The 13,637-nt window shown below is 62.2% G+C and carries 13 protein-coding genes and 1 rRNA gene; 2 read left to right on the forward strand and 12 right to left on the reverse strand.

From position 1 onward, the window contains the following. The first annotated feature begins 224 nt into the window (after positions 1–224). Positions 225–3,377, forward strand: a complete 3,153-nt coding sequence (locus JFN93_RS14865) for a PHP domain-containing protein (protein ID WP_199384882.1) — start codon at positions 225–227, stop codon at positions 3,375–3,377. 83 nt (positions 3,378–3,460) lie between these two features. Here the strand turns inward: JFN93_RS14865 and JFN93_RS14870 are convergent, their stop codons facing one another. Together JFN93_RS14870 and JFN93_RS14875 are read right to left on the reverse strand one after the other, a co-directional pair. Continuing rightward, a complete protein-coding gene (locus tag JFN93_RS14870; protein WP_199384883.1) occupies positions 3,461–4,093 on the reverse strand; it encodes a UdgX family uracil-DNA binding protein in 633 nt (210 codons plus the stop codon). Then, positions 4,077–4,559, reverse strand: coding sequence for an AAA family ATPase (locus tag JFN93_RS14875; protein ID WP_199384884.1), 483 nt, complete (start codon positions 4,557–4,559; stop codon positions 4,077–4,079). Before JFN93_RS14875 ends, JFN93_RS14870 begins: the two co-directional genes overlap by 17 nt. 227 nt (positions 4,560–4,786) lie before the next feature. Here JFN93_RS14875 and JFN93_RS14880 point away from each other — a divergent pair, with 227 nt between their 5' ends. Continuing rightward, positions 4,787–5,533, forward strand: coding sequence for a DUF72 domain-containing protein (locus tag JFN93_RS14880; RefSeq protein WP_199384885.1), 747 nt, complete (start codon positions 4,787–4,789; stop codon positions 5,531–5,533). Here JFN93_RS14880 and JFN93_RS14885 read toward each other — a convergent pair. From JFN93_RS14885 to rrf, 10 genes are all read right to left on the reverse strand, one after another. Beyond that, positions 5,522–5,941 carry a hemerythrin family protein gene (locus JFN93_RS14885; RefSeq protein WP_199384886.1) on the reverse strand — a complete coding sequence of 140 codons (420 nt, stop codon included), beginning with the start codon at positions 5,939–5,941 and terminating at the stop codon, positions 5,522–5,524. The genes JFN93_RS14880 and JFN93_RS14885 overlap by 12 nt on opposite strands. 85 nt (positions 5,942–6,026) lie before the next feature. Continuing rightward, entirely contained in the window at positions 6,027–6,512 is a 486-nt protein-coding gene (locus JFN93_RS14890) for an NUDIX hydrolase (protein ID WP_199384887.1), read from the reverse strand. Between the two features lie 11 nt (positions 6,513–6,523). Then, positions 6,524–7,642, reverse strand: a complete 1,119-nt coding sequence (locus JFN93_RS14895) for an AAA family ATPase (protein ID WP_199384888.1) — start codon at positions 7,640–7,642, stop codon at positions 6,524–6,526. A 101-nt stretch (positions 7,643–7,743) separates the two neighbouring features. Further along, on the reverse strand, positions 7,744–8,571 hold the full coding sequence (locus JFN93_RS14900) for an NRDE family protein (protein ID WP_199384889.1): 828 nt from the start codon (positions 8,569–8,571) through the stop codon (positions 7,744–7,746). A 167-nt stretch (positions 8,572–8,738) separates the two neighbouring features. Then, positions 8,739–8,987: a YtxH domain-containing protein gene (locus tag JFN93_RS14905; protein WP_236021734.1), complete on the reverse strand. Its 249-nt coding sequence runs from the start codon at positions 8,985–8,987 to the stop codon at positions 8,739–8,741. An 89-nt stretch (positions 8,988–9,076) separates the two neighbouring features. Beyond that, on the reverse strand, positions 9,077–9,529 hold the full coding sequence (locus tag JFN93_RS14910; protein WP_199384890.1) for a hypothetical protein: 453 nt from the start codon (positions 9,527–9,529) through the stop codon (positions 9,077–9,079). Between the two features lie 300 nt (positions 9,530–9,829). Next, positions 9,830–10,789, reverse strand: coding sequence for a phosphatase PAP2 family protein (locus JFN93_RS25965; RefSeq protein WP_199384891.1), 960 nt, complete (start codon positions 10,787–10,789; stop codon positions 9,830–9,832). 250 nt (positions 10,790–11,039) lie between these two features. After that, a complete protein-coding gene (locus JFN93_RS14920) occupies positions 11,040–12,323 on the reverse strand; it encodes an NAD(P)/FAD-dependent oxidoreductase (RefSeq protein ID WP_199384892.1) in 1,284 nt (427 codons plus the stop codon). Between the two features lie 142 nt (positions 12,324–12,465). Next, complete coding sequence (gene ung, locus JFN93_RS14925; RefSeq protein ID WP_199384893.1) at positions 12,466–13,158, reverse strand: uracil-DNA glycosylase; 693 nt, start codon at positions 13,156–13,158, stop codon at positions 12,466–12,468. 154 nt (positions 13,159–13,312) lie between these two features. Beyond that, positions 13,313–13,429: ribosomal RNA gene (gene rrf / locus JFN93_RS14930) — 5S ribosomal RNA — on the reverse strand. Positions 13,430–13,637: the final 208 nt, after the last annotated feature.

The following is a 13,637-nucleotide window of genomic DNA, read 5'->3' on the forward strand; positions in this document are numbered from 1 at the left end:
TGAGCCCCTTGATGAGGCTGGAGGCACAGTCCCCAGGCCGGCCAGCGCAACCTGATTTTGCCGACCGTTTCCGCCTGTCGCTTCGCTGTTCCCGTTATGCCAGTGATCGCCGGATCTTTAGAATGATAAAAATTTGAAATAATTAATATTGAATGTTATAGATCCCAATAAGGTTGTCAAGGAACCGTTCCTCGTGAAAAGCGCCGGCTCAGGAGCTCCTCCGGATGTTCATCCCATTGCATGTAAAAAGCGACTATTCGCTCGGGTACGGCACCGCCTCTATTGAGGAGCTCGTGGAGCGCGCCAGTCGGCTGGGATACCCGGCACTCGCCCTGACCGACATCGAGAATCTCTACGGCCAGGTGAGGTTTCACCGACAATGCAGAGAGTACGGCATCCGTCCCATTACCGGCATCGAGCTGCGGTCGGGGTTCGATCTTCGCCAGGGGGTCGGGAGCCGTCACGGCCGGATGGTCCTTCTGGCCAGAAACGACACGGGATACCGGTCCCTTTGCCATATCGTGGCGCGCCGTCGTGGCGCGGTGGGCGAGAGCAAAGAAAAGGCGGACGATCCGGTGGCGCTGCTCCTGAAACACCGGGAGGGGCTCTTCGCCCTGAGCGACGATCCGGCCGCGCTGGCCCGCCTGGTGGCTGGAGGGTTTCCCCGACCGATGGCGGGATTGCTGATCGTGCGTCCGGGGACCGACGAGGAGCCAGCGCCGCGGGTCGAAGCGGCCCGTCGCCTGGGAATCCGGGCGGTGGCAGATCTGGACTGCCTGCTCCTTGACCCCGCCGACCACCCGCTCCACCTGCTCCAGCTCGCGATCCGGACCGGGACCGCGCTGCGGGAAATGGAGATGGCGGCCGAAGCGGAATCCGTGGATCGGCTACTTATCTCCCCGGAAGCGGCGGACGTCCTGTTCCACGACCTGCCGGCGGCAGTTGCGGCAGCGGAGGAGATCGCCGCCACCTGTTCTTTCGACCTGATCCAGGAGCTTGCTCCCCGGAGCGATCTTTTAAGCGAGGAAGCGAACGCCTTGCAGCTCAGACAGCTTTGCAGCCGAGCCATTTCCCTGCGGGAGGCCCCGGAGCCGGCGTGGCTTCAGGTACACCGGGTGCGCCTGGATCAGGAACTGGCCACGTTCGCGGCCTTGGGCTTTTCCCGTTTCATGCTCCAGGTAGCCGAGATCCTCGGCTACTGCCGCGACAACGGCATCCCCACCGCCGTCCGGGGATCGGCGGTCAGTTCGCTCGTCATCCACCTGCTCGGGGGCTCGCCGGTGGACCCGATCGCGGAAGGACTCCTTTTCGAGCGCTTCCTGCACCCTGGCAAGAGCTCCTGGCCCGATGTCGACCTCGACCTGCCGTGGCACCGGCGGGACGAGGTAATCGATTTCGTCTATCGCCATTTCGGCCACGATCATGTCGCCATGGTCGCCGCACACCACAGCTTCCGCTACCGCTCCGCCCTGCGGGAGGGGTTGAAGGCCTGGGGGGCCCGCCCCGCCCTGATCGAGAGCCTGAGCCGGGCGCTCCCTCCGGAGGAGCTCGAACCGCAGGAGGTCGATTTCCTCGACCTCGCGGCGCAGCTGCCGGAAGAGACGGCCGCGGAGGACCCGCTGCGGCGCTACGAGAAGGCTCCCATGCTCACGGAAATCCTCCCCCTGGTCCGACGCCTGGTTGGCCGGCCGCACCACCTGGCGGTGCACCCGGGGGGCGTGCTCATCGAACGTTTTCCCCTTCGGGACCGGCTCCCCCTGGAACGGGCCCCGAAGGGGGTGGTAATCACCCAGTACGACTCGGTGGCGGTGGCCGAACTGGGCCTGGTAAAGATCGACCTGCTCGGCAACCGCTGCCTGAGCGAACTGGAAGAAACGCTGCGCCTGGCCCAAGCCGAGCCGTGCTCCCTGGCGGCGCTGCCGCGTGAGGACCCGGCCACCCTCGAGCTCATCGACCGGGCGGACACGCTGGGCTGTTTTCAGTTGGAGAGCCCTGCGATGCGCGTCCTGCTGGCCCGGCTCCCCATCCGGAGCAGCAGCGATCTCACCGCCGCCCTCGCCCTGATCCGGCCCGGCGCGGCCTCCGGGGAGGTCAAGCGAAGCTTCGTACGCCGGGCGCGCGGCGAAGAGCGGGCCCTCCCCGTCTTTCCGGCACTGGCCGACCGCACCGCCACGACCCAGGGACTCCTTCTTTACGAGGAGGACGTCATGGAGCTTTTGAGCCGGACCGGAGGCGTCAGCCTCGCCGAGGCCGACGAGCTGCGCCGGGGCATCGTGCGCAGCGGCGGCGATGCCGAGGTGCTCGCCGAGCTGCAGCGCCGCTTCCTGGAACAGCTACCCGAGGAGGCGGGTGAACAGGGACGAGCCCGGGCGCGACGCGCCTGGCTCACCGCCGCCAGGTTTGCCGCCTACTCCTTCAACAAGGCCCATGCGGCAAGCTACGCCCGCCTCGCTTACTACTCCGCCTATTGCAAGGTGCATTATCCCCTTCAGTTCGCCTGCGCGCTCCTCAACCACCATCAGGGACTCTACCCGCTCCGGGTCGAAGCGAACGATCTCCAGCGGATGGGGGTGCGGCTCTCCCTTCCGGAGGTCAACCGGTCGAGCTACTCCTGCGGCCTGGAAATGAGTCAAGGAACGGCGGCCACCGTCCGGATCGGTCTTGCCAAGGTGAAGGGGCTCTCCCGGCGGGCCGCCCTGGAGCTCATCGAGGTACGGGAGGACGGTGGTCCGTTCCTTTCCCTGCGGGACCTCCTGGAACGAGTCCCCCTTATCATACGGGATGTGACCGCGCTGGTTTTCTCCGGAGCCTGCGATCGGCTCCCTCCCCTCACCCGGCAGGGGTACCCGTTTCTGCACGAGACCGTACTAAAGCGGTTCCGGGAGGGTGCACCGCTGGATGATCTCGACCGGCTGCACCTCACCCTCCCCCCGCTGTCCGATGCCGACCGGCAGCGCGTCACCCTGTACCAGTCCCTGACCCGGGTGCGCAACGAGCTGATCCATCTGGAGATGAGCGTGACCGCCCACCCGATGCGGCTTTTGCGCCCCGAGGCGAGACGCTGCCGCTGCCTGACGGTGGCACAAGCTACGGCGCGCCCGGCCGGAGAGCCGGTACGGCTGGCGGCGGTAATGGCGGCAATGCGCCGGGTTCCGATTCGGGAGGGAATCCTTCAGTATGTGACCTTGGAAGACGAAACGGGACTGCTGGAGGGAGTGGTGCTGCCGCAGCGCTACCGGCTCATGGGAGAGCGGGTGACCACGCCGGGGCCGTTTCTGGTGGAGGGGATACTGCAGCGGCAGCAGGAGGTCCCCTTTCTGGAAGTGATCCGGCTGGACCCGTTCCACGAACGGGAGGAGCCGTACGGTACCCGATGAGTCCACCCGGGCACCCCTGGTGGATTTAGATTCCGTTACCCTCTTTGGATCATCCCGAACCCACCACGCTCAGCAGGTGCGGGTCATTTGAGGACTGCCGCGACCCGGCGCAGGTCCGCCACGAATTCATCGAGAGCGTAGTGGCGCTCGTCGTCGGTGGGCGCCCTCAGGATCGCGGAGGGATGGGTGGTCACCATGGCATGGGGGACCCGGTCGGTCGGGAGAAAGCGGCCGTGGTCCCGCTTGACCTGCACCTTGCTCCCGAACAGGGCCTGGGCCGCCGTTGCTCCCATCGCCACCAAGACCAGCGGCTTGATGAGCGCGATTTCGGCATCGAGCCAGGGGAGGCAGGCGCCGATCTCCCGGGAGTTCGGCTTCTGGTGCAGGCGGCGCTTCCCGAGGGCGATCCACTTGAAGTGCTTCACGACGTTGGTAACGTAGGCGTCGCTGCGCACGATGCCGGCCCGCTCCAGGGCCTGATCCAGCACCCGGCCGGCCGGCCCCACGAACGGCTGTCCTTTCCGGTCCTCGATATCCCCCGGCTGTTCCCCGACCAGGATCAGTCGGGCATCAGGCAGCCCCTCGCCGAAGACGGTCTGGGTCCCGCGCTCCCACAACGGGCAGGCGGTGCAGTGGGAGGCGATCTTGCGCAGCTCTTCCAGCCCGGCTCCCGGCGGAATCAGCCCAGCCGCAGTCTCCTCAGGATCGAGTTCCATTGCCGATATCCTCCTCCCGCCACGGCTCAATCACGAAGCCACCCTCCTCCGCCATCCGCACAAACCAAAGCTCCTCGAACCCCTCGGCCAGCGTCGGAAGTTCCAGCCGTCCCGCGATTCCGCACACCCCCGCATCCGGGATCCTTGCCTTTGCTTCGCGCAACCGGTTACGTAACAGCGCATCGGGAAGCTGGGAACTGAAGTAATACCCAATCACACGGTATCCCGCCGCCCCCGCCGCCACGATGAAGCGTTCCCGGACTGCAACGGTGGCGTTCGTGTTATCCGAGACGAACGATATTCCTCCGGCCAGGCAGGCATCCAGGACGAGTTGTTCCCGGCGCCGGCTCTGGAGCTGGTCCAGGCTGATCCTCAGGTGAGTGTCGAAAAAGCGCGCTCGGTAAAAGGTCGTTTTCCCTGCCGCCGGTATGCCGATCAGGATGATGGCGCTCGGTGCTCTCTTCATATCCCCCCCCAATGGAAAAGCCCCCCGTGTGATCGAGAGGCCCTCCATTCTACCAGACTTTTTTGTTTCCCTTCCGGGTGAGCAACGCTCAACCTTTGCCACCTGTCGACGGCGCGGCCAATGCGTTGGCGTGAATCGTTTTAAGAGATTGATATACTTCTCACCTTGCGCAGGCGGGGAACACTCTGGGGATGCAGTAGGCAGGTGAATGACAGAGGAGACTCGATATGGCCAAACTCTTCATCGGGTGCAGCGGGTACAGCTACCATCACTGGCTGGGGAACTTCTATCCGGAACACCTGGCCCAGAAGCACTGGTTTGCCCACTACCGGTCGGTTTTTCCGACCGTCGAGCTCAACGTCACCTTCTACCGGACCCCGAAGCCGGAAACGTTTCGGCACTGGTACGAGGAGACGCCGGCGGACTACGCCTTCGCCATCAAGGGGAGCCGCTACATCACGCATATCAAGAGGCTTTTGGGTTCGGAGGAGAGCCTGCCGCGCTTTTTCGAGCCGGCAATGGAACTGAAGGAGAAGCTGAAGGTGGTTTTGTGGCAGTTTCCGCCGAGCTTCGCCTGCGATCGGGACCGGTTCGCGGGATTCCTCGAACTGCTGCACGCCTACCCGGTACGGCACGTCTTCGAATTTCGGCACCAAAGCTGGATCGGCGATGAGATCGTGGAAATCTGCCGGAAGGAAAAGGTGGGGTTGTGCATGGCCGATGCGCCGCAGTTTTTGCACCGGCTGCCGGTGACCGCCGATTTCGTCTACCTCAGGCGGCACGGCGCATCGGGACAGTACTTCGGGGAATATACCGAGGAACAACTGGCGGAAGACGCCGACCGGATCGAAGGGTATTTGGGAGAGGCCCGGGACGTCTTCATCTATTTCAACAACGATGCGGGCGGAGCAGCGCCGCGAAACGCGGTCCAGTTGACCGCGCTGCTGCAGGGCCGCGGCGTCTTACTCCAGTGATCCGCTCGTTTTCGAGGCCGCAGTCTTCCCGATGGCGCGGTCCATGACCGAGATGTGGTTGATGAGCCAGGTGGAGATGAAGCGGGTCGTGGTGAGGATGAGGTGCGGGGTCGGCCCCTCGCTCTTCAGCCGCTCCTTGAAATCGAGGACCTTGCGGACGAAGTCGTGGTGCTCCATCCGGTGTCGGGGGAGTTCCGTGTGACCCAGCCGTTGCATGACCTCCTCTTCCTCCCGGAAATGGGTCACCGTGTACGCCTCCAGAAACCAGAAAAGCTTCCCGATTTCCTCCGGCCCGCGTTCCGCCTCGACGGCAGCAAGAAAGGCGTTGTATTTCTCGAAAAGGAGCTTGTGCTGGATGTCAATCTCCAGCACCCCCGTGGAAAGGTATTCCTGCCATTCGACCTTCATCTATCCCTCCCTTCGTTATTCCTTGCTGCGCCACCCCCCTGCGGCCCGTGGTTACCGCATCTTTCGGAGCTGCCGCAGATCCGCGTCAGGATTCGGCTGCCGGGCTCGACCACTGGGCCAGTCCCCGCTCCAGGTGCAACTGGTAGGGGCGGATGGTGTAGGACCGATAGCACACGGTTCCGTCAAATTCCAGCAAAACCTGAAGGCGCTGCCGCATCACCGACGAGGCCACCATCTGGGTGGCTTCGGCCTCGGTGAACCAGGCAACTTCGACGCTGTCGCCAGTCGGTGTCAGCGCCCCCTCCAAGTAGCGTCCCTGAAAGGCGAAAATCACCGCCGGAGGGGGCGAGACCATCGACCAGACCGCAGCCAGCGGTCCGAGCTCGATCTCCACTCCCGTCTCTTCGCGCACCTCCCGGTGCACCGCATCGACCAGGTTCTCACCCTCCTCAACCCGCCCCTGGGGTATCTCCCACCCCCGCTGGTGGTGGCGGATCAACAGGACCTTCCCCTCCTCGTTTCTTACCAGGCATCCGACGACCACCGTGTGTCTCGGGCTTTCTTTGGTCATTGTTCCTTCCTTTACCATGTCAGGGGGCGGTCGGAAAAGAAAATTTCCTCCATCGTCCCGAAATTAAGGTGCTCTTCGGCCAGTTGCCGGATCAGGTCGAGCTTTTCCCGATCCTCGGCCACGATTTTGGAAACGTCCCGGCTGATCATCTGGTACAACTCTGCCGAGACCCACTGCTCCGCCCTGATGAACGGGATCTCGCTTTTCTCCAGGATCTGCAGGGTGATGGGGCTGATCGGGGAGGCCCCCGAGATCACCACCCCGACGATGAACGGCCGGTATTCCGGCAGATGGTACAGGTGGGCGAGGGTCACCAGAAGCTCGTTGCGGCTGCTGGTGACGATGATCAGGGAGGGCTCGGTAATCAGCTCCGTGATCCGCTGGGTCGAGGCCGCGCCGACCAGCACCCGGTGGACGATCCGTTGCACCTCGCTGCGGTCTCCCTGCACCGGAAGATCGAGGAGCGTCGCGATCCGCTGCAGGGTCGGGTTGGCCAGCACCGGGTGGTAGTCGAAGCCGCGCAGCACCTGGAACGGCTCGGCACCGAGAGCCCGCCGCAGATATTCCAGGCTTTTCCCGCTTTTCTCCCCGATCAGCTTGTTGACCAGAACCGCCCGAAAGTCGACCTCCTCCTTTTCGAACAGGGCCTGGATCAGGGCCAACCGGTCCACGACGTTGCCCAGGCCGCCGCCGGTCACCAGCAGCACCGGGGTTTGCAGGATCCGCGCGATGCGGGCGTTGGAGATCCCCATGATGGAACCGACCCCGGGATGACCGGAGCCCTCCACGATGACAAGGTCGCAGCGCTGCTCCAGTTCCGCGGCCGCCCCCAGTATCTTTTGCTGCAGTTCCTCCGGGGTGATCCTTCCGTCGATGACGTCACGGGTGGTGCTGGGCGTGAGCACGACCGGCGACATCAGTTCCGGGTCCTCGGCGAGGTCGAAGACTTCGGCCATCAGGGCCACATCCTTGTCGACAAGCTGCCCCCGGAACGTGACCGACTGTCCGCCGAACGGTTTGAGAAACCCGACCCGCTCGTAGCGCTTTCGGGCCAGGTGCATCAAGGCAAGACAGGTGGTCGTCTTGCCACAGTTTTTTTCAATAGCTGCAACGAATAGCTTCTTTGCCATTGTTCGATCCTCGTGTCAATCCATCGCTCCCTCCTGCACAGTTTCCGCCCCCCCCCGCGCCCGGCACCGCAGCGGCTGCGAGCCACCAGGCCGCCGCCCTGCTAGTCGGGTGCGCCGGCACGCCTGGCACCGAAGTGGCAAGACGGCACCGCCTCGGGACTGGCTCCGGCTTCCAATGAAAAATGGACCTCCCGGGTAATCGGGTCCCCCACAGGGGGGAAACTCCGCTCCACGAAGGCCAACTCCCGGTGCTCGTTTACCAGCAGGACCGTGGAGGCACGCGTCCCGTAGGTCGGGCTGACGATAAAGATCGAAGAGAGCAGGCGCTCCCATTCCAGACTCACGCCGGTAGCCGGCAACTCGGCGTCGCAGGGTTTTTCGCGGTCGGCGAGGATGGTGAACAGCCGCTCGGCAGAGACATCCCCTGCGGCAACCGCCCGGGCAAGAAGCTCCTTGCCCCGCGCCACTTTCGGCCAGGGGGTGTCTAGTAAATGGTTACTCACTCCATGGATTCCCGGTTCGATCGGTACGATTTTCCCGGCGCGGTTGGAAAAATAGAGGAGTTGCTCCACATCGCCAACCAGGAGGTTGAACCCGTTGTAGGCAGCCGACTGATCGCCGAGGTTAGCGAGGAAGCCTCCGGCATCCACGGCGGAACAGAGAAATGAAGTGACCAGCTCCCCGCGGGAGCGGGCATCGGGTATCACGTGGCGGGGATCCCGGTAGTTGGTTACCGCACCGAGGCGCCCCTGCCGCGTCACTCCCAGCCAGGTACCGCCGTGCACCAAATCCTTCCCCGCGAGCAGATCCAGCTGTCCCTCCCAGAAACCGGCCGCCGCGGTGGGACGATCGTAGAATTCATCCCGGTTCGCCGCAAGGATGAGGGGGTAGCGCGGATGAACCCGATATGCCATCAAAATCAAACACATAACTTGCACCGATCGAGGCCGTTATGACCTCTGGCTAGAGTAGCCCGAACCGAGCAGGCAGGTCAAGAACGGGATATGGGTCAGCCGTATACGCAAAGAGGCCCACCGTCATTCGCCGGTGGGCCCCGTCTGTTCAAATCGTTACTTTTTACCGAAGCTGCAATGACTCAGTGTACCCGCCTCATGACCCGGTCACCCATGGTTCCCATGGTATCCGCAAAGTTCGTAACATTGTCGGCGATTCCCTTGAGCGTCCTTTCTCCTCTCCGGCTCATGGTTTTGCTGAATTTGGCGATCCTGACGCGGCTTTTCTTGCCCGACTGAGGTGCGAACAGCAGGGCCAAACCGGCCCCGACGACGCCGCCACCGACCAACAAGAGCGTATCCACCATGGCGTTACCGAATTTACGTGCCATCTTCTGCCTCCTTTGTTGCATTGGTTGCGCGCTGCTTGCTTCTAATAATAACGCAGTCGCCCGCAACATGCTATCGGAGTCTGCACGAATCAGCGAAGTCCCAGACGTGAAAGGATGATGCCGAGGTAATGGTTGATCCAGTGGTCCCGGGACAAAAAGGAAAGAACCGGTGGTTTGCGGGAGCCGAGCGCGTTCAACTGGGCGACGAGCTCGGGGCAGGAGGTAACGGTTACCCCCTTGCGCAGCACCTCGATCGCTTCCGCCTTGTGCCCGCAAATCAGGTGGATCCGGGCCAAGTTCTGGTAATGGGCCGGTTCTTCCGGCTCATGGGCCAGCGCCTGGTTGCAAAGCTCCCCCCCCTTGCGGACCTGTCCCCGTTCCTTCGCAATGCAGAACCCCAAATAGGAATACCAGGACTGGTTGTCGTTCAGTTTGAGCGCACGCTCCAGATCGGCGAGCGCCGACTGTGACTTACCCTCGGCCAAGTCATTGACGGCGCGAGCGAACAGTCTTTTGCTCTCAGCTACCGGGTCGAGATCCATCTATTGCACCTGATCAGAAGAAAGGAACGCCAATTGGGAAAAACGAGGACGGTACCCCGCGACGGTCGCCGCACATCTTACGATGTTTGTTAGAAGGATACAACCGTTTACTGCGCAGCAGCGCCGTAAAGCGCCGGCGGCGCAGGCCCTTGACCCGCTCGGTGCCGGCATGCTCGGCTTCGGCGGCGAGACCGCCTGCTTCCAGGCCGGATCCTCCGATGCCGGGCCGTGGGAGTCAAAAGCAAAGGCCCGCCGAAATCGTTCCAGCGGGCCCACCTTGGGTTGTTCCGTCTCACCCTTCTAGAAGGGAACCGTGCAGACCAGGGCGCCCCCCCCAGCCCGGATTTCAGGGGCAAAATTCATCCCCCGGAAGATGGATGGGGGTTCGCTCTCATCTGCCGCCGTAGCCTGCGGCCATGAGTAGTGCAGCAGCCTCGGCAGCACAAAACCGGAAAACAAGCCTATCCCGGCCCCGGCCAGGACGTCGGTTGCGTAATGCCCGTCGGCCATCATCCGTACAAACCCCGTTGCGGTCGCCAAGGTAAGACCGCTGGCACAGGCCAGACGCTCGGCACCGGGACTTGCGTAAAGTCCCTGGTAGTAGTGGTTGGTACAGAGCAGCCCCGCCCCGGTGAAGGCGAAGGCGGTGTGACCACTGGGCATGCTCCGATTCGGCTGGGTCTCCTCGCAGTGGTTGATGTCCTTGCAGTTTCTGACGAACGGTTTTTCCCGGGCGATCAGGTTCTGCATCAGGCTCGACGCCAGCGAAGTAAAGGTAAAGGATTCCAGGTTGATCATCGAAGTCTGCCAGAGGGCATCCCAGTTGCGGTCCCGCATCCCCAGCGTTGCCAGCGAGTCCACCACCGGCGCGGCAATCAAAAGCCCCATCAGCACGTCCCCGGTGGTCCGGGCCGCCTCCCGTGCTCCGGGATGGTCCAGGCGCAGCGCGCTCCGAATCCCCTCGTCGAAGCCGTCATGTCCCCGCCAGCGTGCCGTCACGTGCTGTCCGTTTTCGCTTTCGAAATACAGGGTTCCCGCTGCGGCGACCGGAACGACCACATACTCCGCCAGGCTCGCCCGACGCCATCCCCAGCCGCGCCGCACCGAGGACGGTGCCTGATCGGCTGCTACCGGATCCCCCGCCGATGCGGCCACGGAGGAAGCGGCGCCAACCGGCTCGGAATCGGACGCAGAACGGACCGGGGCGGCAAAGGTGTTGGCGGACCACACCGCGGGAGAAAGCATGGTAATGGGTGACACGGGAGACGGAAAACGCTCAATAAGAATTGCCGTGGAAGGAAATGACTCAGCCGAGGGTGCCTGAGAGGTCGGATGATTCTCAATGAGCCGTGCCGTTGCCGGTGACATCGTCAGAACCAGCAAAAGCACGGCCGTTATGAGTATGTGGGGAAGGGGGTTCGCAGTCATTGCGATATTAAAAACGACTAACCGCAATTTGTCAAAGCCGGGGCGGCAGGAAGAGAAGCGGAGCTACGGTGGGTTCGTTTCGTCAGTCGTTTCTTCTTTTCTTGTAGAGACGCCAATCCCTCCCGGTAATGAGCCGTGCCCCGCGCTTGAAGGTCATGTAGGACCAACCCCACTGGATCACGACCAGGAGTCGATTGGCAAATCCGGTGAGGTAGTAGATGTGGACGAAGAGCCAGGCGATCCAGGCGGTGAACCCGGTGAAGTGCAATTTCTGGAACTGGCCGACCGCCTTGTTCTTGCCGATGGTCGCCAGCATCCCTTTATCCAGGTGATGAAAGAGTTTTCTTTCCTCGCCGGACAAATCGCGCAGGATGTTACGGGCAGCAGCTCGACCTTGCTGCATCGCGACCGGGGCGAGCCCGGGAAGCGGCTGCCCGTCCGGGCCCGGATAATGAGCCAGGTCACCAACGACGAACGCATAGGGGAATTTATCGATGCTCAGGTCCGGCTCAACCAGAACCCGCCCCTGCCGGTCCAGGGGAACCCCCAGCGTTCTCCCCAGTTCCGAGGCGGCGACCCCAGCTGCCCAGAGCACGGTACGGGTGGGAATAAAGAGGTCACCCGCCTGCACTCCGCCGTCATCGATTGAGGTGACCCGGCAGCTCGTCTTGACCTCGACACCGAGTTGTTCCAGACTGCGCATGGCCGAAGCAGAAAGTTCCGGGTCGAACGCGGGAAGGATCCGCGGACCGGCCTCGATCAGGATCACCCGGCTCATGCGCGGGTCCACCCGCCGGAAGTCGCGCGCCAGGGTGAACTGCCCCATCTCGGCGATGGCACCCGCCAGTTCCACACCGGTGGGGCCTGCGCCCACCACGACAAAACTGAGGAGGCGCTCACGGTCCCCGCACTCGCCGCACATTTCGGCGTCCTCGAAGGCGGTCAGGATGCGGCGCCGGATTTCGGTCGCCTGCTCGATTGTCTTGAGTCCCGGGGCGTGCAGTTCCCACTCCTCGTTGCCGAAATAGGAATGGAGGGCGCCGGTGGCAATGATGAGGTAGTCAAAGGGAAGCGAACCGGCACTGCGCAGGTGCACCTGCCGCTGGGGCAGATCAACGGAGACTGCTTCGTCCATCATAACCCGAACGTTCCTATGACGGGAAAGCAGACCGCGGATCGGCGCAGAGATATCAGAAGGATTCAAACCTGCCATGGCCACTTGGTACAGAAGCGGCTGGAACAAGTGATGGTTTCTCGTATCGACAAGCGTCACAGAGACGCCGGAAACACTTCCAAGAACCTTTGCTGCATTCAGACCGGCGAACCCGCCACCGATAATGACAACTTCCTTTACCGTTTGAGACATGACATCTCCAAAAATAATAATAAAGTTCGTGCCCTGAGACACGACCGGTCTATTTTACCGAGAGCTCAGTACTTAACAACTGAAACGTAATAGTTTGAGAAGGAAAAGTTAAAACTGAGAGGAAAAGAGACGGAAGGGGAATTCAAGCCAGGCGCCAATCGATGGGATCGATGCCGTATCGGGAAAGATAGTCATTGGTTTTGGAAAAGTGCCCGCACCCGAAAAAGCCACGGTGCGCAGACAAGGGGGACGGATGGGGCGCCTTGAGGACGAGATGCCGGCGCGAGTCGATGACTTCACCCTTCCGGTGGGCATAGGAGCCCCACAACATGAACACCAGGTGCTCCCGTTCTGCGTTGAGTTTGGCAATGGCGCAGTCGGTAAAGGTTTCCCACCCTTTCCCCTGGTGTGACCCGGCACGTCCCTGTTCAACGGAAAGAACGCTGTTGAGCAGAAGAACGCCCTGTTCGGCCCAATGCTGCAGATAGCCATGGGTGAATTCCTGGGGCGGAAGGCCCAGGTCGCGCTGGATCTCTTTGTAGATGTTGACCAGGGATGGCGGGATATCCACCCCCTGCCGGACCGAGAAGCAGAGCCCGTGCGCCTGGTTCGGGCCGTGGTAGGGATCCTGCCCGAGGATGACCACCTTTACGCGTTCGAACGGTGTCGTGTTGAAGGCGTTGAAGAATTCGTTCCCTTTGGGGTAGATGATCTTTCGGGCGGCCAATTCCCGGCGCAGGAACTCTTTCAGCTCGAGCATGTAGGGCTTTTGGAATTCATCCAGCAGACGTGACTTCCAGGTAGGTTCTATTTTGACCTCAGCCGCTTCAGCCATAAGCGTTGCACACTCCATCCAAGCAGAATCTGTCAGGGCATCCGTTCGGCAAAATAGCATAAAGAGGACGGGTACCGCAAGGTGCCGGTCCCTCTTCGGCCCCCAAAGCAAAAGGCCCACCCGGTATGTAACCAGGTGGGCCTTTCAAATAAATTCCCTGCGGCGACCTACTCTCCCACACAGTTACCCATGCAGTACCATCGGCCCTGAGAGGCTTAACTTCCGTGTTCGGGATGGGAACGGGTGTGACCCTCTCGGCATTGCCACAGAGAAACTCTTGAGCTTGACGCTCGTCTCTCTTATCGAGGTCCCTAAGGTCCTTCTCGTCCCTTAGGTCCCTTTACAATTGCATCGTAGTGATTTGGTAGCTTCTGGCAATGAGTATAATCCGGGGGGTGTTGCCACCCCCCTTCAGTAATTTTTTATGGTCAAGCCTCACGGCCGATTAGTACCGGTAAGCTGAACGCATTGCTGCGCTT

The sequence above is a fragment of the Geomesophilobacter sediminis genome (genome assembly GCF_016458275.1).
GTDB lineage: Bacteria > Desulfobacterota > Desulfuromonadia > Geobacterales > Geobacteraceae > Geomesophilobacter > Geomesophilobacter sediminis.